The 25,434-nt window shown below is 45.2% G+C and carries 23 protein-coding genes and 2 tRNA genes; 10 read left to right on the top strand and 15 right to left on the bottom strand.

Going from position 1 to position 25,434, the window contains the following annotated elements; all coding sequences use genetic code 11:
* Window positions 1-66: 66 nt before the first annotated feature.
* From HRU69_11740 to HRU69_11715, 6 genes are all read right to left on the bottom strand, one after another.
* Window positions 67-1,014, bottom strand: a complete 948-nt coding sequence (locus tag HRU69_11740; protein QOI98114.1) for an acetyl-CoA carboxylase carboxyltransferase subunit alpha — start codon at window positions 1,012-1,014, stop codon at window positions 67-69.
* Between the two features lie 124 nt (window positions 1,015-1,138).
* Window positions 1,139-1,465 (bottom strand): hypothetical protein, encoded by a 327-nt coding sequence (locus HRU69_11735; protein QOI98113.1) that lies wholly within the window; start codon window positions 1,463-1,465, stop codon window positions 1,139-1,141.
* Window positions 1,466-1,780: 315 nt separating this feature from the next.
* Window positions 1,781-2,122 carry a hypothetical protein gene (locus tag HRU69_11730; GenBank protein ID QOI98112.1) on the bottom strand — a complete coding sequence of 114 codons (342 nt, stop codon included), beginning with the start codon at window positions 2,120-2,122 and terminating at the stop codon, window positions 1,781-1,783.
* 54 nt (window positions 2,123-2,176) lie between these two features.
* Window positions 2,177-2,250, bottom strand: a tRNA-Asp gene (locus HRU69_11725).
* 221 nt (window positions 2,251-2,471) lie between these two features.
* Window positions 2,472-3,890 (bottom strand): caspase family protein, encoded by a 1,419-nt coding sequence (locus HRU69_11720; GenBank protein QOI98111.1) that lies wholly within the window; start codon window positions 3,888-3,890, stop codon window positions 2,472-2,474.
* A gap of 57 nt (window positions 3,891-3,947) precedes the next feature.
* Window positions 3,948-4,592, bottom strand: coding sequence for a hypothetical protein (locus HRU69_11715; protein QOI98110.1), 645 nt, complete (start codon window positions 4,590-4,592; stop codon window positions 3,948-3,950).
* Window positions 4,593-4,829: 237 nt separating this feature from the next.
* Here HRU69_11715 and HRU69_11710 point away from each other — a divergent pair, with 237 nt between their 5' ends.
* Complete coding sequence (locus HRU69_11710) at window positions 4,830-5,087, top strand: hypothetical protein (GenBank protein QOI98109.1); 258 nt, start codon at window positions 4,830-4,832, stop codon at window positions 5,085-5,087.
* A gap of 1 nt (window position 5,088) precedes the next feature.
* Here the strand turns inward: HRU69_11710 and HRU69_11705 are convergent, their stop codons facing one another.
* Window positions 5,089-5,718, bottom strand: coding sequence for a TetR/AcrR family transcriptional regulator (locus HRU69_11705; GenBank protein QOI98108.1), 630 nt, complete (start codon window positions 5,716-5,718; stop codon window positions 5,089-5,091).
* A gap of 62 nt (window positions 5,719-5,780) precedes the next feature.
* On the opposite strand from HRU69_11705, the gene ggt reads away from it, so the two are divergent.
* Window positions 5,781-7,466 (top strand): gamma-glutamyltransferase, encoded by a 1,686-nt coding sequence (gene ggt, locus HRU69_11700; protein QOI98107.1) that lies wholly within the window; start codon window positions 5,781-5,783, stop codon window positions 7,464-7,466.
* A 230-nt stretch (window positions 7,467-7,696) separates the two neighbouring features.
* The gene (locus tag HRU69_11695; protein ID QOI98106.1) at window positions 7,697-8,452 is read left to right on the top strand and encodes a hypothetical protein; all 756 of its coding nucleotides are present in this window, start codon (window positions 7,697-7,699) and stop codon (window positions 8,450-8,452) included.
* Window positions 8,453-8,463: 11 nt separating this feature from the next.
* Here HRU69_11695 and HRU69_11690 read toward each other — a convergent pair whose 3' ends face one another.
* On the bottom strand, window positions 8,464-10,044 hold the full coding sequence (locus HRU69_11690) for an OmpA family protein (GenBank protein ID QOI98105.1): 1,581 nt from the start codon (window positions 10,042-10,044) through the stop codon (window positions 8,464-8,466).
* A gap of 8 nt (window positions 10,045-10,052) precedes the next feature.
* The gene (locus HRU69_11685) at window positions 10,053-10,640 is read right to left on the bottom strand and encodes a DNA-3-methyladenine glycosylase (GenBank protein QOI98104.1); all 588 of its coding nucleotides are present in this window, start codon (window positions 10,638-10,640) and stop codon (window positions 10,053-10,055) included.
* A gap of 79 nt (window positions 10,641-10,719) precedes the next feature.
* On the opposite strand from HRU69_11685, the gene HRU69_11680 reads away from it, so the two are divergent.
* The 3 genes from HRU69_11680 to HRU69_11670 all read left to right on the top strand — a co-directional run bounded on the left by HRU69_11680 (window position 10,720) and on the right by HRU69_11670 (window position 13,931).
* Window positions 10,720-11,607 carry a DUF2911 domain-containing protein gene (locus tag HRU69_11680; GenBank protein QOI98103.1) on the top strand — a complete coding sequence of 296 codons (888 nt, stop codon included), beginning with the start codon at window positions 10,720-10,722 and terminating at the stop codon, window positions 11,605-11,607.
* A gap of 93 nt (window positions 11,608-11,700) precedes the next feature.
* The gene (locus HRU69_11675) at window positions 11,701-13,347 is read left to right on the top strand and encodes a GMC family oxidoreductase (GenBank protein QOI98915.1); all 1,647 of its coding nucleotides are present in this window, start codon (window positions 11,701-11,703) and stop codon (window positions 13,345-13,347) included.
* Between the two features lie 119 nt (window positions 13,348-13,466).
* The gene (locus tag HRU69_11670) at window positions 13,467-13,931 is read left to right on the top strand and encodes a hypothetical protein (protein QOI98102.1); all 465 of its coding nucleotides are present in this window, start codon (window positions 13,467-13,469) and stop codon (window positions 13,929-13,931) included.
* Window positions 13,932-14,065: 134 nt separating this feature from the next.
* On the opposite strand, the gene HRU69_11665 is transcribed toward HRU69_11670, so the two are convergent.
* The 3 genes from HRU69_11665 to HRU69_11655 all read right to left on the bottom strand — a co-directional run bounded on the left by HRU69_11665 (window position 14,066) and on the right by HRU69_11655 (window position 19,079).
* Entirely contained in the window at window positions 14,066-15,835 is a 1,770-nt protein-coding gene (locus HRU69_11665) for a sodium:solute symporter (GenBank protein QOI98101.1), read from the bottom strand.
* A gap of 129 nt (window positions 15,836-15,964) precedes the next feature.
* Window positions 15,965-18,490, bottom strand: coding sequence for a PIG-L family deacetylase (locus HRU69_11660; GenBank protein ID QOI98100.1), 2,526 nt, complete (start codon window positions 18,488-18,490; stop codon window positions 15,965-15,967).
* Window positions 18,491-18,596: 106 nt separating this feature from the next.
* On the bottom strand, window positions 18,597-19,079 hold the full coding sequence (locus HRU69_11655) for a hypothetical protein (GenBank protein QOI98099.1): 483 nt from the start codon (window positions 19,077-19,079) through the stop codon (window positions 18,597-18,599).
* Between the two features lie 81 nt (window positions 19,080-19,160).
* On the opposite strand from HRU69_11655, the gene HRU69_11650 reads away from it, so the two are divergent.
* A complete protein-coding gene (locus HRU69_11650) occupies window positions 19,161-19,892 on the top strand; it encodes a DNA/RNA non-specific endonuclease (GenBank protein ID QOI98914.1) in 732 nt (243 codons plus the stop codon).
* A 1-nt stretch (window position 19,893) separates the two neighbouring features.
* On the opposite strand, the gene HRU69_11645 is transcribed toward HRU69_11650, so the two are convergent.
* Complete coding sequence (locus tag HRU69_11645; protein QOI98098.1) at window positions 19,894-20,250, bottom strand: hypothetical protein; 357 nt, start codon at window positions 20,248-20,250, stop codon at window positions 19,894-19,896.
* Between the two features lie 94 nt (window positions 20,251-20,344).
* On the opposite strand from HRU69_11645, the gene HRU69_11640 reads away from it, so the two are divergent.
* The 3 genes from HRU69_11640 to HRU69_11630 all read left to right on the top strand — a co-directional run bounded on the left by HRU69_11640 (window position 20,345) and on the right by HRU69_11630 (window position 23,193).
* Complete coding sequence (locus HRU69_11640) at window positions 20,345-22,258, top strand: tetratricopeptide repeat protein (GenBank protein QOI98097.1); 1,914 nt, start codon at window positions 20,345-20,347, stop codon at window positions 22,256-22,258.
* A gap of 82 nt (window positions 22,259-22,340) precedes the next feature.
* A complete protein-coding gene (locus HRU69_11635) occupies window positions 22,341-22,760 on the top strand; it encodes a hypothetical protein (protein QOI98096.1) in 420 nt (139 codons plus the stop codon).
* A gap of 88 nt (window positions 22,761-22,848) precedes the next feature.
* Window positions 22,849-23,193, top strand: a complete 345-nt coding sequence (locus HRU69_11630; protein QOI98095.1) for a hypothetical protein — start codon at window positions 22,849-22,851, stop codon at window positions 23,191-23,193.
* A gap of 142 nt (window positions 23,194-23,335) precedes the next feature.
* Here the strand turns inward: HRU69_11630 and HRU69_11625 are convergent.
* Both HRU69_11625 and HRU69_11620 read right to left on the bottom strand, forming a co-directional pair.
* Window positions 23,336-23,408: transfer RNA gene (locus tag HRU69_11625), tRNA-Thr, on the bottom strand.
* Between the two features lie 120 nt (window positions 23,409-23,528).
* A complete protein-coding gene (locus HRU69_11620) occupies window positions 23,529-25,379 on the bottom strand; it encodes a DUF349 domain-containing protein (GenBank protein QOI98094.1) in 1,851 nt (616 codons plus the stop codon).
* Window positions 25,380-25,434 lie beyond the last annotated feature (55 nt).

Below are 25,434 nucleotides of genomic sequence, written 5' to 3'. Positions count from 1 at the left end.
TAGGGTAAAAATAAAAAAAAACGCTCTTCCTGGCGGTTTTAAATCGATTGTGTGCCGGGCGAAACATTATTCTTTAACAACACCCATCGCACAGAATTTATCCATGCGTTGCTGGATCCGGTTTACCGGTGAAATTGCTAAAAGTTCTTTTGTGCTTTCAAGAATAACGCGTTTTACTTCATTGGCCATCCACTTTACATCGGTATGTGCGCCTCCAAGAGGTTCTTTAATAATGCCATCAATCATTTTTAACTGAAGCATGTCTTTGGCTGTAAGTTTTAATACTTCAGCAGCTTGTTCTTTGTAATCCCAACTTCGCCACAATATAGAGGAACAAGACTCCGGAGATATAACGGAGTACCAGGTATTCTCTAACATATATACCCTGTCACCAATACCAATTCCCAACGCACCGCCAGATGCACCCTCACCGATAATAATACAAATCACCGGTACCTTCAGGGTAAACATCTCCTTCAGGTTGCGGGCAATGGCTTCGCCCTGGCCGCGCTCTTCCGCCTCAAGGCCGGGAAAGGCACCCGGTGTATCAATAAAGGTTACAACAGGCTTGTTGAATTTTTCGGCCATGTGCATCAGTCGCAAAGCCTTGCGATATCCTTCGGGATTGGCCATGCCGAAATTGCGTATCTGGCGCTGTTTGGTGGTGCGACCCTTCTGCTGGCCGATAAGCATGAATGTTTGCCCTTCAATTGTACCGAAACCTCCCACCATGGCTTTGTCATCCGCAACGTTTCGGTCGCCAAACAACTCAATGAACTCAGACGTAATTTCGTAAATGTAATCAAGCGTGTAAGGCCTGTCCGGATGCCGGGATAATTGCACCCGTTGCCAGCCGGTAAGGTTTTCGAAGGTTTCCTTCTTGAGGTCAATGATTTTCTTTTCCAGGGCCTTGATCGCGTCATTAACCTCTTTATCGTTATCGCCAGCCAGGTGCTTCATGTCTTCCAGTTTGGCTTCCAGTTCGGCAATTGGCTTTTCAAAGTCAAGCAGCATAGCATTGTAAATGAACCGGTAAAGTTAGCAGGTTTAAGCAATATTGAGTAATACCCGATAACCATAAAAAATAAAGGCCCTGTAAACAAGAGGGTTACAAGGCCTTTAAATCAATTCTTAGCTGTCAACAACCGAGGTCAAGCAATATATCATCGCGAAAGTCCTCAAGTGCATCAATAAAATCTTCAACGTCATCAAATCCGCCATCATCAACAATTTCTTTCACATAATCACAATTCTTGCCCTTCCTGAACAAGGAAATTGCTTTCGTAAAAGTAGATTCGATCTCATCACAATCCTCATCATCTATTGCATTCTCCAGATCACCCTCCAGAACATCCAATTGATCCTCAATGGAATCACAGTTCACTTTATCATCGTCATTACACGATATTGTAGTGAGGGCCAATCCTGCTACCAGTAAGTAAACAAACCAATTAATCCTTTTCATGAGTTGTGGGTTTAGGTTATAAGTTGGGGCTTAGTTTATAAAGATAGTTGAAGATTCTTGATAAAAAAAGTTTGAAATTGAAATCTATGCCAAATATCAACAACCAATAGCGCCCAGCACCCTGTCAATCTCCTTGGCTTCCAGCCCTAGAAATGCATGAATTGTATTATTTAAGTCACAATTAGTTTGTTAAATTTTCAGCCATCCACATCAGACGAAGCGCCTTACGAAAGCCTTAAGGCTTGCGATACCGAAATTACGAATCTGGCGCTACTAGGTATTGTAAATGAACCGGTTGCGATTAAGATGCGCGAATTAACACGATAAGGCATCCAGGATTCTATCCCGTTCGTCTTCCAGGTAGTCGATGTAACTCTCCACATCAGAATAACCTTCATCCGCTACCAGATTAGTAACGTACTCGCAATTTTTTCCCTGCCTTAGCAGGGAGAACATTTTGGAGAACAACCGGCTGACCTCTTCGCAATCTTCATCAAATGCCGCTTGCAGCAGGTCGCGGTTGGTATTTTGCAGTTGAAATTCAATTGAACTGCAACTAACTTCCTCTTCCTTACAGGAGTCAAGAGAAAAAATCAATGATGCAGCAATAAGGGAAAAGATAAAACTGCTGGTAACCTTATTCAATGGTTTTGACATAAGTTCTTCCTTCAAAATTAACAAAAAAGCCCTTGAAGGGCTTACTTGTTAATGCGGTCCGGACGGGACTCGAACCCGCGACCTCCTGCGTGACAGGCAGGCATTCTAACCAGCTGAACTACCGGACCAATTAAATAACTTCTGTTCATGTTTTTAGAACTCTGCGGTTTACCCGCGACCTTCCCGCCTTGGCGGGACAGGCATTCTAATGCTGACGCTTCGGTCAGCACCCTGATGCACTTTTGCGCCATCAGGGCCAGCTGAACTACCGGACCAATAAACAGCGTGCAAAGATAACTTTCCGTGTCTGATCTCCAAAAACTGCCACTATTTTGCAGTTCGCGCAGGATTATTTCAGCTTAAAATAGAAGTCGCCAATAATATTTGAATTCTCCCAGGGGTTTTGGCGGTCACCGGATTGCCTTAACACATTGGCCCGCACTTCTTTAAAAACCTGCTCAATGGTACGGCCCGGTTTACTCATAGCTTTAATTAACTCCTGCGTGTAAAGGCCGTTACGTCCGGTACCGTCAGATGCTACCGATCCCGGTGAGGTTGCATAGGCGATAAATGCGCCACGGGCCTTTTTCATCTCTCCCAATCCGGTGGATTCACCAATGCTTCGATGCAGGGCCGGAAAGGGATTATTCCGGCAGGCATCCAGAATAACAATGTTCATGCGGCTGTTTGACATTTCCATCTGGGCAAGCACCATTTTCTGGATGGGGAAACAGAATCGCGCAATATCATCTTCGTACATAATCTCGGCATCAACCGGAACGATATAGTTTTCATTATCATGCTGCAAACCGTGCCCGGCATAAAAAAAGAGGCCTACGGTTTTATCGCGTTCGCCCTGGTTGAGTTTATCCCTGAACTTCATCATTTCGGCCCGGATTTTACCGTAACTCGCATCGGTGATCAGGGTAACGTCAAAATTCATGGTTTTGAGAACTTCGGCAAAATCAGTGGCATCGTTCACCGGGTTTTTAAGCACCCCGATTTGTTTTGAATAAGCCGAGTTGCCGATAATCAGCGCATAGCGTTTTTCATCACCATACAGTTCTTCAAGGGTGGGTTCTTTAGGTGTTGTTACCACGGATTGAACAACCGGTTGGGGGTTGGTCACAACCTTTTCTTCAGTTTTAACAGGCTCCTGTTTAACTTCAACTTTTGGTTCAGTCTTTACCGGTTCATCTTTCCTCTGTTGAGGTTCATTTTTAACTACAACAGGAATATTTGAGTCGGTTTTTACATCAGCATTTCGCGATTTGGGATCGGACAGCATGGCGATACTGTTTTTAACCGTTTCGTTGTTTGGCTGAATGGCTTGCGCAGCCTGCAGGTCGGCAATGGCAGAAGGTGTGTTACCCATTTTTGCATACACACCGGAGCGCTCAGTCAGTATCTGAAACTCCTTCTGCTTATCGGCACGAAGAATTTTTAGCGCTTCAGAGTATTCAACAATGGCATCGTTGTAGAGTTTTTCATTTTCGTAGCATTTAGCAATAAACCAGTGAATATTGCCCACATTGCCGTGTTTGAGTGCAAGGCTTTGTTTCAGGTCTTCAGCAGCGACATTATAGTCACCCAGTTTAAAAGCAGCCATACCCCGCCAGTAGTAGGCATCTACATCAAACTTTTTATCGCGAACAGGGCGGGTTAAAAAATCGGAGAGTGTTTCTATGGCGCCATAGAAGTCTTTGTTGTTGTACTTTTTCAGGCCCTCTTCGTAAAGCTTATATTGTGCTAAAGAATTAGTCCACACAAAACAAAGAGCGATACAAAGTCGAAGAGTCATATCGACAATCTTTTTGTTAGAATGTTAGAAGTTAAATGATAAACCAGCCCTAACGCTTAATGCAGGAAATCCACTTTTTACAATAGGAAATTCAGGGTCATAGTAGGTTGGATCCGCATCATAGTAAACAGTATCGTTACCATCCACGTATTTTGTAGCTCCACTTAGGTAATCATTCGTACTTACATACGTAATTGCACCCGTATAACTAATTGTTGCCTGTGCAAAGAATGATACCGCTTTAACCGGCATGAACTCTACTCCAAATCCTACATGAATACCGCCAGTTATTTTTTCTTCCCCTTTGAGGGCAGGAAAACCAGAAGCATCCCACTCATCCGGGAATAGTCCAGAAACCGGATCGTCCCATTGGCCGTCAGCATCAAGATTTTCGTAAAAATAACCCCTACCCTTCATTTCAGAACGCTTTGATTGGGCTACAAATGGATTGGCAATGCCATAGATTGAAATAGTCGAGTTATCACTTACAGGGATGAAATTTAACTTAAGAACAAACCCAGTGGTAAGCATGGACACGTCACCACCTTCAAGTTCTAACTCAATAGCATAATTATCATCAACATTATAATAATAAGGATACGTTTTATCCTGATCATATTTCATGCTCAGGTAGGAAATATTGCCACCGATTGAAAGTACCTTATTCATGCGCTTGAGAAATCCGCCTTCAAAACTTACTCCGTTAGCATAATCTTCAAGCTTTCCTCCAAAGGGCAGTGCAAGACCACCCCCAATATAAAATGATTTATCCCGCTCAAACCTGGCTTTGGCAATGGCTTCTCCCTCATCCTGAGCAAAGGCTGGCAGGAAGAAAAAAACAATATTAAAGTCAACAATAGATTTCTCATAAAGTAAAGTTTAAGGGTTAATGGGTTGGTTAGTTTTGTGAAATTAAGAAAATATGCTGCACTTTGCAATAATTACGATATTCCAAAAGGTATGTTTCACCGCCTATGGGCACTTATGGTTGTATTGTGCTTAGTTGCCTGCAAAGGTGCCGAGCCCGGTGGCTCAACCGTAGTTAAGCCACGCTACCACCACACCTGGTATAAAAACCATATTTATAAAAAGAAGTGGCACATCGGCCGGCTGCGCATACAGCCTGAAAAACAGGGGGTTAAGCGGGTTAAAATGAAAGGATGATTTACTGCAACCCCTTCACTACCAACTCCAGGTTCTTCTTAAAAAAATAGCGCAGCGGACTTATCTGGTTAATGTGGGCGGTAACTACCGATCCCAACAGGCAGGTCATAAACAAATAGGTTACATCGCGGGTTGAACTGGTTTTGGTGATCTCTTTCTTAAAGACTGCCTCCAGCGAAAACTTTTCCAGCATTTGTTCAAGTGAAAGGATTTCAAGGCTGTGGGCATCCGGTCTATCGGGATACAGCAATTGCTTTTCTTCGGCCTTCACCGGAAACGGTTTTGGCGGTCGCTTCAGATCGGCCAGGTACCCAATCAGGCTGAGCATCAGCCCGGGATGGTTCTCGCATTCTTCACTGAGTTTATCAGCCATGTAGTATACACCCTGTAACCCCTCTTTGGGTTTACTCTGAAGTTCAACCGAGCGGTCGAAGCACCATATTCTGAAATAGTAAAGCAGAATATCTTCCTTCTGCGGAAAGTATTTGAAGAACGTTACCTTGCTAATCTTAACCTTTGCACAAATCTCGTCAACAAACAAATCCTCAAAAGGTTTTTTGCCAATCAGTTTCAGGGTATGATCCAGTATCTGCACTTTAAGTCGTGCTGCTTTTTCTTTTCTAAGCCCCACCGGTAGTACACAAGTTTGTGATTAATTAATACTTTTATTGGTTCATAGCAAACAGTTACCTGATGAAACGCATTTACCTGCTTTTGCCCGTTCTAATAGCCGTTGCCTGCGGCCCGAAAAAGAAGGAACAAGTAACCGGCCTGATAACCGATTCGGCCATGGTTGTATCCGCTCACCCGCTGGCCAGTAAAGTTGGCGCTGATATTATGAGGCGGGGCGGCAATGCTGTTGATGCAGCCATTGCCACGCAGTTTGCGCTTGCTGTGGTGTACCCCGTTGCCGGTAACATAGGCGGAGGCGGATTTATGGTTGCACGATTTAAGGACGGCACCGTTGATGCATTAGACTACCGCGAAAAAGCCCCTGCAGCCGCCCACCCGGATATGTATCTTGCCGAAACCGGAGCCGCTATTCCTGAGTTAAGTGCTCGGGGTCACCTGTCAGCCGGTGTGCCCGGAACGGTAGCCGGTCTTGTAGATGCTCATCAGAAGTACGGTAAACTACCCTGGAAGGATTTAGTGCAGCCTGCTATTGACCTGGCATCAAACGGCTTTACCCTCACTGAAAAAGAAGCCCGCGGGCTGAACAGTGCAGCGGAAGACTTTAGAAAATACAATACGGTGTTACCGGATCATCTTCTCCGTGATGAATGGAAAGAAGGTGATTCTATAAAGCACATTGATCTTGGCCGTGCGCTTGAACGTATCCGCGATCAGGGTCGTGCCGGATTTTATGAAGGAATCACAGCCGACCACATTATAGCCGAAATGCAACGCGGAAAGGGCATCATAACCAAAGAAGATCTGAAAAGCTATACGGCCGTGTGGAGAAAGCCACTGGTTGACTATTACAAAAATTATAAAATCATTTCGATGCCTCCCCCATCCAGTGGCGGTGTGGCCCTCATACAATTGTTAAAAACGGTTGGCGATTATCCGTTAAATAACTGGGGGCATAACAAAACAAAAACCGTTCATCTGATGATTGAAGCCGAACGCAGAGCGTATGCCGACAGGGCTTTTTATTTGGGCGATCCGGATTTTGTTAATGTACCGGTAACCAAACTGGTAGCCAATCAATACCTTGACGAGCGGATGGAGAACTTCGATCCGAATAGGGCAACCCCAAGCACAGAAGTAGATCACGGCCGGCTTGCAGGCTACGAATCGGAACAAACTACTCACCTGTCGGTAGTAGATGCAGCAGGAAACGCGGTATCGGTAACCACAACATTAAACGATGGTTACGGTTCGCATGTGGTGGTGGCCGGTTCCGGTTTTATTTTAAATGATGAGATGGACGACTTCAGCGTAAAGCCGGGCGTACCAAATATGTACGGAGCCATTGGCGGTGAAGCAAATAAAATCCTGCCCAACAAACGCATGCTCAGTTCCATGACGCCTACCATTGTAGAAAAGGATGGTAAACTTTTTATGGTAGTGGGCACACCGGGTGGTACAACTATAATCACCTCCGTATTTCAAACCATTCTGAACGTGGTTGAGCACGGTATGACCATGCAGGAAGCCGTTTCAGCCAAACGCTTTCACAGCCAGTGGATGCCGGATTTTGTGTTTAACGAGAAAGGTGCTTTTACCGAAAAAGACAGTCTTGAACTGGTAAGCATGGGGCACACGTTCCGTTTCAGGCGCGGCATCGGCCGGGTGGATGCCATATTGGTTTTGCCCGATGGCCGGCTTGAAGGCGGGGCCGATCCAAGAGGCGATGATGCAGCAGCAGGGTTCTAAAAACAGTTTGTGCAATGGAATCAGAATCTATTCTGGTCAAATACCTCCCGATTTGGCTGATAGTAGGGTTAGTAATTGGGTTCCTGGCTGCCTGGTACATAAAATCCACTGATAAGAAACGATCAACAAATCAAAACAAGCCTGATCGGAAGTTCTTTTTTTGGAAGTTCCTCATTTTTTCCATTGTACCCCCGTTCATTGTTCATTGGATTCACCAGTATCTGGTGTACGTGGACAAAGCTCCGACTTCCTTGCTGACCTATGTTCCCTATTACCTGGCATTTACAGCGATAGTTTTTCTGTTTGTGTTTCACCCAATATCAGCTTCAGCAAGACTGACTGGTAATAGTAGATTTTATTATCCGATTGTCACTCTTCTTGGTTTACTTTGGCCGTTTGCCTGTGCACTTAATGTCTATCGGGACTTCACAGAAACGATACATACATTTCATTCTATTGATGAGGTGCCCGCTATTGCACCCATTTTTTTTAAGCTGAACGAATTTCAAGTGAATACTGAGGGCAGGCTTGAATACGTTTATTATCGGCATAGAAATAAAGGAAAGTATGAGCTACATTATGTTTCAGTTATCCCGATTACTGGTCAAAACAGGGATGATTCCATTTACAGGGCCTGGATTTACTTTACAGAAGCTGAAGTGGCGCCTGAATTAACCACGGAAATAGCAATTGATAATGCAAAGGAACAGTTCCGAAACAAAAATTATCATATAATAGCAACTTTCAACTACCGCGCAATTGAATACTTTAGGAACGATCAGGACCGGCAGTTTGATTATGCCTGGAGGTTATTGACCAGCAATAACAAGATGCAAAATCAACCCATTGTAGTAAAGCCCGAAAGCGGTTCATTGACAGAAGGCGCCTGGTATGGAGTTCTTTTCTTTGGGATATTTTACCTGATTATCTTTGGTGGAGTTTGTGCTCTTATATATGTCGATCCTGGCAGTCCTGACCCATCCTAAGGCATCTTGAGTCATAACTTCTTAATCGTAAACTCCACCCTTCTGTTTAACTGCCGGCTTTCCTCATTATCGTTGCTGGCAACAGGTTTGGTGCCTCCGTATCCTTTACCGCTAATCCGTTTGGGGTCAATACCTTTTGACACCAGGTAGCTTTTTACCCGGTTAACCCGTTTTTGCGACAACTCCATAAGCGCACGGTACGAACCCCGGTTATCGGTATGACCGGATAATTCAATCTCGACTTGCGGATTGGCCTTTAAAAATTCAACTACCAGGTTTAACTCCGGGTAAGATTCCGGCAAAAGTTCAGGTGTGCTTTGAATGAACAGGATATTCTTAAGCGTTACCATAGTTCCTACCTCAACCGGTTGCAACCGGAAATTCATTTCAAGTTCCTTCAGTTCAACGGTGTTTAGATCCAGTTTTTCGAATACACTTACATAGTTAGGCGCAACAACTTCAACGGTGTACTCGGTTGTTGAAGGAACCGTAACGCCATACCCCTTGTCGGCAGGCGCATCTGCGTCTAGTTTTTTATCGCGGCTGGTAAAACTTAGTCGTGCGGTGATAAATTTTCCGGTCTTGGCATCACTTACTTTGCCAAATATCCGAAGTTCCGAATCCGTTAGTGAATATGTTTTTTCTTTAAAAGCAAGCACGGTATCAGGTTTAACACGGTTTGAAATAACCAGCAAAGTATCCGGTTGCGAAGTCTCAGGTTTGTACAATTTAATATCGCCATAGCCATCGCTGTTTTTGGTGCTGGTAAAAATTGAAAATCCGCCTGAGGCATAGTTTCTGAAGAAGAGTTCCCGACCTTCAGAGTTAATAGCGCTGCCCAGGTTTACAGGCTCCGACCAGTTCAGATACGTATCATCCAACCGGGTACAGTAGTAAATATCAAAACTTCCAAACCCCTTTCGCCCGTTGCTCGAAAAATATAACCTGCTGCCATCTTCACTCAATGACGGGCATAACTCCTGAAACTGCGTGTTTACCGATCGGCCGGCATTTCGCGGCTCACTCCATTTGCCCACGCCATCTTTTACTGAAACAAAAATATCTTCTACGCCAAGTGTACCGTATGTTTCTGCACTAAAAACAAACACGTTACCATCCGATGAAATAAATCCGCTGCTGAAATCCGACTTGTTAAGGAAGTAAGGGATAAAAATGTTTTCCGGTTTTGACCAGCCGTTGTTTGTTTTTCTTGAAACCGAAATACCCTGGGTTTTTGCTGAAGTTGGCGAGCCCGAGTAATGACCGATTAGAAACAGTTGCAATCCATCCGGTGAGAATCCAATCACCGCATTATAGGCACGATCATTCAACAACGGGCCGGCATGAACCGGTGCCGACCAGACCCCTTCGATAAGAAATGAAATCCAGATGTCGCCCGGATCAGCTTTACCACCTACATTTTCCGGATGATTGCTGCGTGTAAAAAAAAGTGTACCCCCATCCGGGCTGATAACCGGGGCCTGCTCATCGAAGGGTGAGTTTACCCGTTTGAATAATTCGGGAGTAACAACCGGTTGTGCAATAGCTTCAGCCAGGGCTGTCAGAAATAAAAAAAATGTGTGCCGCATCATCAAATCACTTATTTACTTACCCACGCGTTACCCTTTATGGTAAAACGCCATGGCAGTTTAGCATCTTTTCCTGCATAATCCACGCCAATCCGTTTACTTGCTTCAATTCGTTTTGCGGATAGGTTTTCACCCGGTTCAATCCAAACTTCGGTTCCGGTAAGGAATTTTCCATTAAAAGTACGATCAATGCCAAGTGAAACAGTCAGTTTACCGGGCCCGGAGGTTAAGTGGAACGGATTGGCAACAGGCCCTCTGCGTTGTTGCATAATCGATATCCCGCCAACCGGTTCAATGGCCCGTATCAATACAGCATCGGCCACACCGGCCTGATTGGTTACAACATTAAAGAGGTTGTGCACGCCATAGCAAAGGTAAACATACGCATGCCCTCCTGCGTAGAACATAACTTCATTCCGCCTGGTCTTCCTTCCGTTAAAAGCATGGCATCCCCGCTCCTTCCATGAATAGGCCTCTGTTTCAACTATTAAACCCGAAGTTACCTGGTTTCCTATGCGTGTAACAAGGTGTTTACCAAGCAATTCGCGGGCAATGGCAACAACATTATTCCGTTGGTAAAAAGACTCGGGCAACTTCACATGGTATGGTTTCAGGAACAAAAAGAATCCTTAATTTTGGCGGCTCTGAAATGTTTATAAACCCAAAATTAACTATACCATGAAAAAACTTCTAGTTGCTTTCTTGCTGATTACGGCTTTTGCTGTACACGCACAAATTCAGACACCCGCGGCCAGTCCGGCCGGAACGGTAAGCTCGGTGGTTGGTCTTACCGACATCAACATAAAATATTCACGCCCTAAAATGAAGGGCCGGAAAATTTTCGGAAGCGGTGCTGATTTCCTTGTGCCCTTTGGCGAACTGTGGAGGACCGGTGCGAATCAGGGTACCCTTATCAATTTTTCGGATGATGTAAAAGTTGAAGGAAAGGATGTTAAAAAAGGCGAATACCTGTTGCTCACCATACCGGGGGCTGATTCCTGGACGGTGATCCTGTATAGCGACCCTTCTATTGGCGGGAACATGGCCAACTACAAACAGGAAAAGGATGCGGCCCGCTTTACAGTTAAACCTTCACGGCTTGCAGAACCTGTTTCTACATTCACTATTGCCATTACCGACATTGCCGATGATAATACCAATGCCAACGTACAACTGGCATGGGAAAATACTTCAGTGAAATTTAATGTGGCGGTTGATTACGACAGCAAAGTGATGAAGGCTATTGAGGCGGGTACACGGGTAAGTCCGGGTAACTACATCGCTGCCGCTAACTATTATTTTGAAAACAAAAAAGATTTAAACAAAGCCCTTGAGTGGATTACCCTGGGCATTGAAACCGGCAACAAAGAGGCCTTCTGGAATATCCACACCAAAGCAAAGATCCAGCACGCATTAGGTGATTATAAAGGTGCGTTGGCTACTGCTCAGCAATCGCTTGACCTGGCGAAAAAAGCGGCCAGTGATTTCGGCTATATTAAGTTGAATGAGGAGTTGATTGCCAAGCTGAATGCCGAGATGCCAAAAACTCCGGCTAAAAAGAAATAACAAATAACCCTTTCGAAAAAGGCAGTCTGAGGAGGCTGCCTTTTTTGTTACCTTAAAATCGTATTGCCACCTGATAGCGGGGCCACTTAATCTATGAAAGATAATCACTACGATTATATCGTTATCGGTTCCGGGTTTGGCGGTTCGGTATCGGCCATGCGACTGGCCGAAAAGGGGTATCGCGTACTGGTTATCGAAAAAGGCAAACGCTGGAGTGACCAGGATTTTCCAAAATCAAACTGGAATCTGAAAAAATACCTTTGGGTTCCCTTCCTGCGGTGGTTTGGCTTTCTTAAACTTGATTTCTTTAAAGAAGTATTTGTACTAAGCGGTGTGGGCGTTGGCGGAGGTTCGCTGGTATATGCCAACACGCACATGATGCCTCCCGATGCTTTCTTTAACAACCCGGTTTGGTCGGCATTTAAAGACTGGAAAACTGTGTTGGCTCCGTTTTACCAAAAAGCCAGGTTCATGCTGGGCAGCGAACGGTACGAAAAAGAAAATGCAGAAGACGAGGTACTAAAAGAAGTTGCACACGATATGAACCGGGCGCACACCTACAATCGGGTTGATTCGGTTGGGGTTTATCTGGGTGATCCATCAAAAGAAAGAGATCCGTACTTCAAGGGGCTCGGCCCGTTGCGAAAGGGCTGCATAGAATGTGCCGGTTGCATGGTAGGTTGCCGGTATAATGCCAAGAATACGCTTGTAAAAAATTACCTGTGGTTTGCCGAGAAACTTTTCGGGGCCAGAATTGTGGCAGAAACCGAGGTTGTGAAAATTTCGGTTTTACCCGATTCATCCTATTCCATTATTACAAAATCCGGCACGCGAAAAAATAAAGTCAGTGAACTGACTTTTACCTGTAACGGTCTGGTAGTAAGTGGCGGGGTACTGGGTACACTCTCATTGTTATTAAAACAGAAATATGTACACAAAACACTTCCAAAACTTTCAGAGAGATTAGGAGAAAATGTGCTAACCAATTCCGAAATGCTTTCGGGTGTGGTGGCGGCTGATCGGAAGCTTAATCACGGATTGGCCATCAGCACTGTGTTTAATCCTGATGACCACACGCATGTTGAACTGGTAAAATTTCCGGATAAGTCCGGGGCCATGACCCGGCTGGCCATTATGGCGGCAGGCAGCGGCACTCCTGTTGTGCGCACGCTCAAGATGATTGGCAATTGTATTATTCACCCGATTGATTTCATACGCTCGGTGTTTCAAAAAAATAGTGCCCGCCATTCGGTTATTTTTCTCACTATGCAATCGCTGCCCAACGCCATGCGCATGCAATTGCGAAAGGGTCTGTTCGGATACCGGCTTACATTTCGTAATGACAAACGGCAAAAAGTGCCAAGCTACATTCCCATTGGTCAGGAAGTATTGTACCGCTATGCGGCCAAAGTAAAAGGTGTGCCTCAAAATGCTTTCAGTGAAGTACTGTTCGGACTGGCAAGTACAGCACATATTCTGGGTGGATGTCCGCCAGGAAAAACCATAGAGGACGGTGTAGTAAATGAACGTTTTGAAGTTTTCGGCTACAAAAACTTTTACATTCTTGACGGCTCCATCATTCCCTGCAACCTGGGTGTTAACCCATCGCTTACAATCACTGCACTAAGTGAATACGCCATGAGCCTGGTGCCTGTAAAGGCCGGAACTGAGGTTAAAACCCTCGATGCGCAACTGGCAGAAGCCGGTGGTAAGTATAGGTTATCTCAAAAATCAGGGTAACCACAAAGCAACACAAAGAGAGCACAAAGGTCACAAAGAAAGAGGTCAGTATACTGTATTTCTCAGTGGCCTTCGTGGTTATGTTTATTTTTGAGATGGGTATAGTAACTTTAAACCTGATGAGAATTCCTGCCGCACTATTATCCGTAATACTGGCTGTCTCTGCATGCACACACCAACCCCGAAAAAAGGAGGTTGAAACGATTGAACAGAAAGCGGAAGTAAAGAAAATCATACCCCCACCCGATGAAGCCACGGCATACCAGTTAAGCAATTCAGAGCCGCGCCAGTGGCTGGAAGATTACCGGTTTGGAAAATTCTTCCAGGAACGGGCCGAATTTTTTGTTATTCAAAGTCCGAAATCAAAAATTTTTGATTCACCGGTTTCGAGAATAATCTTGTACTATCTTGATGGAGAGCACTGCCAATCACGGTTTATTCTTACTGAAAATGTTGCTAATAAGATTATTGCACAGTACGGAACGTTCAGTATTACTCCGCTTGACGGCAATAACAAAACCGCACTGGAAAACCAGCCGATTATGATTGATGACAACGGCCAGAGAATGCTAAACCGGTCCTAACCCGCTATGAACTGGTGTGGAAGCTTCCGGGCAAATTCATCCGCTTGCGTGTTGACAAAGACAACCCGTACGAACCCTACGTGTACTCCGAACACGTACCCAATTACCACCAGCTTTTCCGTGACTGGAACTGGCTACCCTCTAGCAGGTTTACCCACAAGGAATTGTAATAACACAGCAACAAAAAGCACTGCAACGCAGCCGATAATGTTGTAAAGTAAAAAAGCCAAATCGGTAAAAAAGTAACAGTAGAGCACCACCAACTCGGCAATAACAGCAGCCCAGAATACAGCCGTACCCTGCACCCGCTTCAGGTAAAATGCTGTAATGAAAACGCCAAGGATGGTACCGTAAAACAACGAACCAATAATGTTAACGAACTGAATGAGGTTTTCGGAAAAACCGGCCAGCATGGCAAATACCATCGCTAATACCGCCCACAGTAATGTAAAACCACGTGAAGCATTAAGGTAATGTTGAGGTGAAGCATTTTTTACCAGCAGCCGCCTGTAAATATCAACCGAGGTGGTAGATGACAATGCGCTGAGTTCACCCGCCATGGATGACATGGCCGCCAGAAACATTACGGCAAGCAACAGGCCCACTATGCCATGCGGCAGATTATTCAGCACAAAATTCAAAAAAATGTAGTCCCGATCCTGGGTTTTTGCAGAAGGAATGACCTGCTTTATGGTGGTCTTTACTGCTTCACGAACGGCCTTCTCCTTTTCCTGCAGCAGCAATACGTTCTGTTTATAAATTTTGATGGAGTCTTCGTTTCCTGTTTGAATGAAGTGGACCAGTGAATTTACGGCCCCTTGCTTTTGCCGGTAAACCCTGTTGTATTCAGATTCCAGACTAAGCAACTCCTCCCGACCACTGGTTTCAAGGGCGCGGTTCATCAATACCTGGTTATGAAATACGGGGGGCTGGTTAAACAGGTAAAAAACAAACACCAATACGCCAATAAAAAGGATAACAAACTGCATGGGTATTTTGAGCAGCCCGTTAAACAGTAATCCTAACCGGCTCTCGGCTAAATTTCTCCCGCCAAGGTAACGGCCCACCTGCGATTGATCCGTTCCGAAATATGATAGAAACAAAAACACGCTTGCCAGCAAGCCCGACCAGATGTTAAAGCGATCTTTCAGTACCAAATCAACCTTTTGAAAAAACGTTAATTCACTAACTGAGGCCACACCTTCCGGAAGTATCTTATCCACATCAGCTGGCAGTACATTTATCATGTTAAACTTTCCAAGCTCTCCGGCAACAGCCATGCTGTCGGCAAAACTGATCGTATCAGGCAACAAGGAGTAGGCAATGATTCCGGCTAACAGCATACCACCCATCACTACCGATAATTGCATGCGCTGGGTAAGGCTCACCGCTTTTGAACCACCGGTTACACTGTAAATAATTACCATGATGCCAATCAGCAACGTTGCATATTCAATACGCCAGTTCAATACCGTTGACAGCACCAGCGAAGGCGCAAAAATGGTAATGCCTGCCGAAAGGCCACGAAGGATAAGGAACAGCAATGCCGTTAGCCACCGTGTTTTTAAATCGAAGCGCGATTCAAGGTATTCGTAGGCAGTGAGTACGTTAAGTTTGTAATAGATGGGGACAAACGTTACCGAAATAATTATCATGGCGATTGGCAAACCCAGGTAAAACTGCAGAAAGCGCATGCCGTCTTCAATGGCTTGTCCCGGTGTTGAAAGAAAAGTTATGGCACTGGCTTGTGTGGCCATAATGGAGATTCCAATCATCCACCATTTAAGTTTTCCGTCACCACGCAGGTACGTTTCCATGGACTTACTACCGCGTGTTTTCCATGAACCGTAGGCAACAATTAACCCAATGGTACCGAAGAGCACGAGCCAGTCAATGAAATTCATGAAAATGAAATGGTTAGCCAGTAAAATAAGCCAATCTGTATAACCAGGGCGGCCATCAGCAACCAGTACCAATGGCTCCACTTTTTAAATACCGGTGGTGTATCGTCCACGTGCAGGTGTTTTATCAATTTACTTTGACCTGGATTTTCCCTTCGGCTTTACCGGAGGTGTTGGTGAAGTAACCTCGGTTTTTTTACCGAGCGAAACAAGGTTGGCGAAAAATTTATAGGCTCCCGGTACACCTTCAGGCAATTCCCTGAAGAAGGAAAGACCGGTGTACACATAATACCCATTTCCAAACTTTGCTACCAGTAGGCTACCGTTCTTAGGTTCTTCGCCTTTATCGTTCATGGAGAGCACAGCCTCATAACGTTCATCCCATTTGTTGGGAAAATATAATCCCCGTTCCTGCACCCAGCCGTCAAAATCACGTTGTGTAATCTTATTCGGGTAATTGAGCACCGGATGGTCAGGCTTCAGGATGCGTACTACTGCATCTTCTTCGGTTACCCGATCGCGCGAAATGGTAAGCGGGTACGGAGAATACTTATCCGTTTCCAAATCGGTACTGGTATTATATTGAACCACCATTGTGCCACCTTGCTCTACGTACTTAAGCAGCGTTTCCATCATAAACCGGATTCGTTCGTTTGTGTTGATAGCCCGTACACCAAGAACAACCGCATCTACACGCTTCAGGTTTTCGGCTGTCACTTCTTCATTTTTCATTTCCCACACTTCGTAACCCATGTTTCGCAAAGCGGAAGGAACATCATCACCGGCTCCGCGGATGTACCCGATAACGCGGCCCTCTTTCTTTAAATCAATCCGCACCACCGGCACTTCGGCTTTCGGCAAAAGGGTTTGAATGGGTATGTGATCATAATTTATCGTTCGAACAAAAAGATTGTATTCCTTGCCGTTAATTTCGGCCACCGCATTCAGTTTACCTTTTGATTCGCTCTCCGGAGGATACACTTTAAACGATTTGGTTTGCTCTTCATTTCTCTTGGTTAATTGAAAGGGTACCGACTGTGGTTCAGCCCGCCACCCATCGGGTAGTTTAATTTTTAACAGGCCGGTTTGAGTACCGTCACGTGCTGATTTTATACCTACGCCTATTTCCAACGGTGCCGGTGTGCTAAAGATCCAGGCCCCATTCTGAACGGTTACAAACACCGGAGGCACCACCTCAACCGGTCTGTACAACTCCCCTTTAACCGGGTCTGTCCATTTGTACACCAGCGGAGCCCGGATGGTAAGCGGCTCACCGTTTACGGTAAAGTCGAGGGTAACAAAAAGAGGTCGGTCATTTTCCGGTTTGCCTATCATATTCGGATCGGGAACTGTGAACAGCCCCTGTGAATGAGGCTCACGAAGCCAATATGGATCAGAGTATTCGGCCGTTGTAATACTTCGCCTGGTTTTGAATAATAAGGGTGAGTTGTTTTTTAACACGGTATTAACCAGCGTATCGTATGTCAGTCCGTTACCGCGGGCCGTAGCCAGTTTCACCTCGGCCGCTGACCGGTTGATTATCTCGAATGAAGCAACCAGCGATTCACCGGGGGCAATCCAGTACTGGTTGGTCGTAACTTCGGCAAACAGGCCGAGACAATCCTGAATCAGCTGATTCACTTCGTCAAGTTTTCGGGTCTTCCAGATGCCGTGCTCCAGGTTCCCGATGGCTTTGCGGATTTGAAGCAACTGGTTAACGATAAGATAAGGCTGTTCAGGGTTAAAGTCCTTAACAGCCTTATCAATAAGCGGAATAATTTTCTCTCCGCCTTTTACCCGTGTCCAGGTTGTATTGATCCCTTCAAAGATGTCCTTCGTGGCGGGCTCGCCTTTAGCCAGTTCAAAAAATTCGTTGGCATCGCCCCTGCGGCCGGGCGAGCCAAAGCCCTGGCTCTTATGCTGGCTGCGGCTGGTAGCGGCCATTTCAGCATACGATTGGCCCAACAGTGCATTGTAACCGCCAACATTCAATACCGTTACACCCGGAGTGTTTTCATTTATGGTGTTATTAAAAAAACGGCCGGTGTTCATGTAAATCCGTTTGGGTTGCCACACCGGTAAGCTTTTTAATTGATCAGGAAAAGCTGCGGATGAGCCTGCTAAATCAAATGCTTCAAGCGAAAGCACGGCCGAAGCAGTATGATGACCATGGCCGGCACGTTCGTTTGGCGGGAAGCGATTAAGCACTACATCAGGCTGAAATTGCCTGAATACACGCACCACATCGGAGAGTATTTCTTCCTTACCCCAGATGGCCAGGGTTTCGTTAACGTTTTTTGAAAATCCGAAATCATTGGCCCGGGTAAAAAATTGCTGCCCACCGTCAATTCGTCTTGCTGCGAGCAGTTCCTGGGTGCGAATAACACCCAGTTCATCGCGAATCTCCGGACCGATGAGGTTTTGACCACCATCACCGCGGGTCATAGAAAGATAAGCCGTTGTGGCCAGGCGCTCGTTAGCCAGGTACGCAATTACCCGGGTATTCTCATCATCAGGATGGGCTGCCACATACAACACCGACCCCAGAAAGTTGAGTTTTTTAAGCTTTAGTTTTATCTGGCTGGCATCGGGCTGGCGCGATTGTGAATAAACAAGTACCGGTAGTATAGCCAATACAATAATCCGAAGAAATCTCATGCAACGTTTTTTTTGCGAATTAACAGATAAAAAGTCAACCGGGATACTGTGGCGATTACTTGTTATATGATTTGCCGGGAAGCCTGACAAGAGGCCGATAGGTTATTTATATTCGTCCGCGCTTAACCCCGTTTACAAGGTAATCACCTTCTTCGCTAAAGAAGATTACAATGCGGCTAACCGGTTTCTTTCGGTCTGTAAGGAAGGTAATTTCATATTCGTGTTCAATGGTTCGATCTTTAATATCATCCGAAAAGCCAATGTCCAGCTTCACATCCTTTCCGGTTTCAACTTTTCGCGAATAATACGCTTTGCCGTTTTTGGATACCGACAGGCGAACTTCCTCTTCTCCAGCCTTAACAACATTAAGCAATAGTATAACGTAGGGCAGCGGGGTGTTGCTGGTTCGTTTTTCGTATTCGCCAAACGTTTCTTCAACCTTAATTTTAGTTACATCAGCCGGTGGGCGAACTTTAAAGTTCATGTTGATGCGTAGTTCAAATTCCGAATCGGGTTTAAACGGAACCTCCTGTGCCATCAGCGCAACAGCACGAAGAATTATTGCCAGTAAAATCAGAAGTCTGCTCATACACAATCCTATCTTTGCCTGCTGATAAAGGTACAAAATACCATGGATAAGAAAGTTGTTTGCGTTGTGGTTATTGTGCTGATGAGTATGTGTTCATCAGTTAAAAGAATGGATGTGGACAACCACCTGGGGCTTGAAATCCCCCTGCTGCAGCCTGATGAACAGTTGATTGAACACACAGGTTTTAAACTGGTGTACAACGAAAATCATGAACAGGCCAACTGGGTTGCTTATGAGTTAACTTTGGAAGAAACACGAAGAGGGGTTGAGCGATCCGACAAATTTTTACCTGACCAAAAAGTTAGCACAGGTACAGCCACACCGGAGGATTACAAAGGCAGCGGTTACGATCGCGGACACCTTGCTCCCGCTGCCGATATGAGTTGGTCAGCCCAGGCCATGAAAGAATCATTTTACTTCAGCAATATTAGTCCGCAGGTACCTGCATTTAACCGCGGCATCTGGAAACGGCTGGAAGAACAGGTGCGTACCTGGGCGCAACAGGACACGGCAGCTTTTATTGTTACAGGCCCGGTATTATCCGATAGTCTTCCGGTTATCGGTCCAAACCAGGTAAGTGTGCCGGCCTATTTTTACAAGGCACTGCTGGTGTACCGTTATCAAAATCAAAAAGCGATCGCATTTATTGTGCCTAATAAAAAATCGGGACTGCCGCTTAAACACTTTGCCGTTACCGTTGACAGCCTGGAACACATTACAGGTATTGACTTTTTTCCGGCCCTGCCTGATGTAATTGAAAGCAAACTTGAAAGCGAACTGTGCCTGCCTTGCTGGAGAATAAAAGAAGAATAATCTATTTGCCGGCTTTGAGTAAATAATATGTCCAGCCGGCAGCCAATAAGTCAACAACACCAAACAAAATAATCATCGGGCTTACCCACTCCAGCAAACTGAACACCGCGAACCAAACGATTACTGAAGAACGGAGGTATACCGATAGCGTAAGGAATAAGGGGTTGTTCGTTGAAGCCATGTAGAAATAAAAAATTCCGAGGTTAAATACCAATACACCAACCACCCTTATCCACGGTTCGTTTGTTTCGGGCATCATTAACACGCTTAACATGCTATTCGGGAAAATGATCAACGCCAAACCCAGCAACAGCAGGTAAATGGCAAAATATTGCACTGATTTTGAGGCGGCTGTCATCGTAAATGAATCATAACGGTTAATTAAATGTACAGAAATATTCAGGATTTAAAGCGCAATTCTTCATTTTACGATTGTTTAAGTAATTTTCAGCGTGGATAATAGCAGGCTTATTGTTTTAGTGTATTTGCTTGGCGTTGGGCAAAGTCTGGCTCAGCTGTCTGAAATTGACAGCCTTAAACACGAACTTAAAAGGGCTGCTACTCCTCAAGCCCGTATTGATATACTTAACAGCCTCAGCAACCGCTACCTTGCCTATCAGCCTGAGCAGGCAAGCCATTACGCCAACGAAGCCCTTCAACTGGCGCGCAAAACTAATTACCCTCATGGCGAAATACTTGCCCTGAATCGCCTGGGCGAATATGAATTCAGACAAAGCAACTATGCACAAGCCGTTGAACTCACCACCGAATCGCTTAAGTTGGCTGTAAGGCACCGGGATTCACTGGGCATGGCACTGGCCTACCGGGTCTTAGGCAATACGCACACGTTCGGATTAAAACAATATGATCAGGCGTTGCAATACCAGTTAAAGGCCATGGAATTGTATCAACTGTTAAAGGACAAGCGAAACATAGCAGGCTTTTGCGGAAACATTACCTGGATTTATGCCAGCACTAACCAAAACCTGGAGGAAGCGCATCGTTTAGCCGACCTGGGAATTCACTTGTCCGATTCGCTTAACGACAAGCAATTGCTGAGTTTTAACTACAACAGCAAGGGCCTCATCTACACCCAGCAAAATAAACCTGATTCAGCACTCAAATTCCTTAACCTGTCCACCAGGGAAGCAGAAAAGGTAAAAGATTTTGCCGTTATCTCTTATAATAAATCGCTTATCGGAAATGTTTACCTGCAGCAGGGTCAGTATAAAAAGGCATTAAACTATTTTACAGAAGCTGCCAACGAAAGCAGGCAACTTAATCTTCGCGAAGTACTTAAAGAATCGTACCTCGGGCTTTCGAAAGCGTATGCCAACCTTGGAAATTTTCAGCAGGCCTTGCAAAACCACATCGGTTATACACAGCTAAAAGACTCACTTATAAATTGGGAAACTTCTCAAAAAGCCCTGATGGCCAAACTGGCGTTTGAGGAAGAAAAAAGGGAAGCCCGCATTGTTGAATTGGAACAGGCCAATGAGCAGGCGCGCAGGGAACAACTTATTTTCAGTATCGGCTTTGCCATGACCTTTATTCTGATGGCAGCCGTTATCGGCCTGGTGGTGCGAAACAACTGGCTTCGGCAGCAAGCGAACCAGGTATTGAAAGAAAAAAATGAAGAGATTGAAACGCAAAACGAAAAGCTGAAACAGGCCAACGATATTAAGGACAAATTCTTCTCCATTATCGGCCATGATTTACGAAGCCCGCTGGTAAGTCTGAAAGGTTTATTAGGTATGCTGCTGCGCAATGAAATAACCGAAGAGGAGTTTAAACTATTCGCACCCAAACTAAACCAACTGGTTATCGGCACCAACGAAACCCTCGAAAACCTGCTGCAATGGGCTCATTCGCAACTCAATGGTTATACCTATAATCCGGTTAGTCTGTCGTTAAATGAACTAACAGTAAAGTGCTTTGCTCTTTTTGCTGATGCGGCACGGGCAAAATCCATCAGCCTGGTAAATGATGTACCGGCCGAAACCATTTGGAAAGCCGACCGGAACCACATTGACCTGTTATTGCGTAACCTGGTTCATAATGCCATTAAATACACCCATAACGGAGGCACAGTAACCGTTTCGGCTGGCAATAAAGACGGAATTAATGAGCTTTGCGTAACCGATACCGGCATCGGGATGACAAGTGAACAAGTGGCACAGTTATTTAACGTAGCGGAGCTAAAAACTCAACGCGGTACCGGTGGCGAGCGTGGTACCGGCCTGGGTTTAATGCTGTGCCGTGAAATGGTGTCGTTGCAGGGCGGTAAACTACTAATTGAAAGTACACCCGGAAAAGGCTCGGTATTTAAAGTGCAAATGGCAGAGCGACCCGGGCCGGTAACCTGATGATACACCTCACCTGTTCTACTGACTATAATCATTTTTCCATATTTGCGTTTTACGTTACCTATTCGCAATAGAAAGCGCAATGAAAAAGGAAGAATACACCACCACTTTTATTTCCGGTCTAACGGTACTCGTTTTCAGCGTAGGAATGCTGTATGCCACCGTATTCCTCATACCCGGAATGCTGGAAGCGTACTATAATGAAGTATTCCGTTCTTCATCATGGAAAACCGACTGGCTGTTTTATGCTCATCCTTTTGTACTGACCATTGCTTTAAAGTGGGTTTGGAACCGAAACCGCAATTTGTTCAAAGGGTCAGTACTTGTACAGGCCCTGACACTAGGTATAACCTACACCCTCATTGCCCTGGTTCCGGTAATGATTCTTACCTTCAGCGCCATTGAAATTTCATTGCTGATGGTTATTACCTGGATTTTGTACGGATTTGCACAGGCCACAGTAGCCGGTGTAGTGTTTGCCTTCCGGTCTAAAAAACCTTAACGAAATCACTAACTTTAACCCACAATGCTGCATTCCGCTTATGCATACACGAATGCTATTTTTGGTGGCACTTTTTCATTTAGCCTGCATGACTGCCGATACGATTTACCAATACGCTGATGGAAGCGGAAACCGCTACACCCTGCGGGGAAATACCTTAACGTATGACCCCGTTACCCCAACCGAAAGTTCAACCGGAACCTACAGTGGAGGGGAACCAAAATCTGTTACCCTTACAGCACAACAGGTAAAATTAATTATCCGGGTTCTTGAAGAAGCTACAAAGAAAACGTCTGACCACATTGAAAACCGTGAAAAAGGAACTGGCTTAATAACCATAATAACAGGCAATAAACAACAGCATTGCATAGTACGCAGGGGCAGCAATACAATTGCGGAAATTGAATCGTTATTGAAGCAGCACCTTAAATAAGTTTGTGACGGTAAATTTTTACGGTTCCAGTAACACTTTTAAAAGAATCTGGTCACATCCAGCGCCCTACCACTATCGGATTATAATTTCCAGGTTCAAAGAAATTGCGCAGAGCAATTCTGCTAACTACGTGATTATCAAGAGCCCCCTGTCGGAATCGAACCAACGACCTACTGATTACAAGTCAGTTGCTCTACCAGCTGAGCTAAGGAGGCAATTTTATAGTAACCGTTTTCGCTACCTGTTTTCGTACATAACGCAACCCATCAACGGCTAACGAAGAACGTATTTGGAGGTGCAAAAATAAGCCTTGGTTTGGTCTTTGCAAACCAGCGTTAAACTGCTGAACGTAATAATTTTAACTGCTGCTTCAGGCTATCCAATTGATTACTTGCCACTTTTATTTTAGAGTTAAACTCTTCGCGCAGCCCATCGGCATTTTTTGAGCGAGCAAAGAACTCCAGGTTATTACGCCACAGGGCTATGTCGTTCTCCACCTTAACAATCTTCTTCCGGATGGACTGCTCTTTTGCAAAAAGTTTCTTTTCGCCCATCGGATCATCCTTTAAATCCAATAACTGGTTTTGTAAAAGCAGTCGGCTGCGTTCCTCATCGGTTAATACAGTTATGGAATTAACCATTTTTTCAACTGCGGCCTGATAGCGGCTGCGTATGGCGGCTATCCGGTTACGTGGCACAAAGCCAATGGCACTGAACTGTCTTTCAAATTCATGTAACTGTTCCACAGTAGCCGTTCCCTGTGCTGCTGTTTGTTCGATCTGCTCACATAGTACTTCCTTTGCCTTCAGATTATCCAGTTGCTCCTGCTCTTGTTTTGAGCGTTGGCCTCTTCGTTGCTCAAAAAAGTAATCGCAGGCCTCTTTAAATTCTTTAAACACCTTATCGCGATGCTTGTCTGGCACCGGGCCAATGTCTTTCCACGCCTGCTGTAACTTTTTCAACTCAGCCGAAGTCTTCTCCCAATCGGTACTGTCACGCAAGGCAAGGGCACGTTGCACCAACTCCTGTTTCTTTTTCAAGTTGTCGGTACGTTGTGCGTCTAACTCTTTAAAAAACACACTCTTCGTATGAAAGAAGGTTTTAAAGGCCGTCCAAAATCGTTTGTTGATTTCCTTTGTTTTGCTTCGCGGCACACTGCCTGCTGCTTCCCACTTTTTCTGAAGTTCAAGAATCTCTTTTGTTTTCTGATTCCATTCCTTAATACGTTCAGATTGAAAGGAAGCAAATGCCTGCACCTCGTCACAAAGTTTCGTTTTCTTTTCCAGATTAGAGTGGAGGTCCTGTTGCAGTTGTTTCAGGTATTCGTCTCTGCGGGCGTAAACTGCATCTGAAGCGGCTTTAAAACGTGTCCACACTGATTCTTTTTCTTCACGCGGCACCGGGCCGATGTGTTTGAACTCGTGGTGCAATTCGTTCAGTTCGCGTATGGCATCTCTGATTTTGTCAACTTCGGCCAGTTTTTCGGCCCGTGCGCATAAGTCAAGTTTAGCCTCCAGGTTTTTCTTACGGTCAAGTTCTTTTAGCTCAAAATAGATGCTTTGGTTATCATAGAACCGATCAACCAACGCATGGTAGTTTGCCCATAAGGTTTTGGCATGGATGCCGGGCACGGCACCTACGTTTTTCCATTCCGTTTGAAGTTGCTTGAACTTGTCGAACTGGTTGGCCTGCACGTCATCCGTGTCAGCCAGTTGGCGCAATTGCTCCAGTAAATCCAGTTTTCGTTTGTAGTTTTCGTTTTTCTGATCTTCCTGTTGTTTGATGTAGTGCTGACGTTTTTCGCGGATTACCTTTACTACCTGATCGAATGATGCATCCAGGGCATCGCCTTTGTATGCAAAGCCATCAGGCGAACCGCCATCAAGCAGGTACCGGTTGAACGCTGTGTCTTTTTCTTTTTGGCGTAATGCTTCGTAAGCAATCCGAATCTCCCGCAATACCGGCTCAATATTGTGCTGACCCGACTGAACAGCCAATTCTTTTAACGAGGCAATAAGTTGTTCTTTAGAGTACTGCTGATAATCGGGCGCATCGGTACCAGCCCCGAACACATCCTCACTGTGATCAACAAGATCTGCCTCCGATTTTAAAACGGCAGATTCATCATGGTCAATCAACCCGGCCTGGTGATCCATCCCCTCCGCTTCTATCTTTTCGTCTTCCATTTCCATGGTTATTGTCCACTGTTAAAGGGCAAATATGGGTAAATTTACTAAAATT

The sequence above is a fragment of the Flammeovirgaceae bacterium genome (genome assembly GCA_015180985.1).
Classification (GTDB): Bacteria; Bacteroidota; Bacteroidia; order Cytophagales; family Cyclobacteriaceae; genus UBA2336.
Note: the sequence above shows the minus strand (reverse complement) of the source record. Positions and strands in the feature narration are given on the sequence as shown.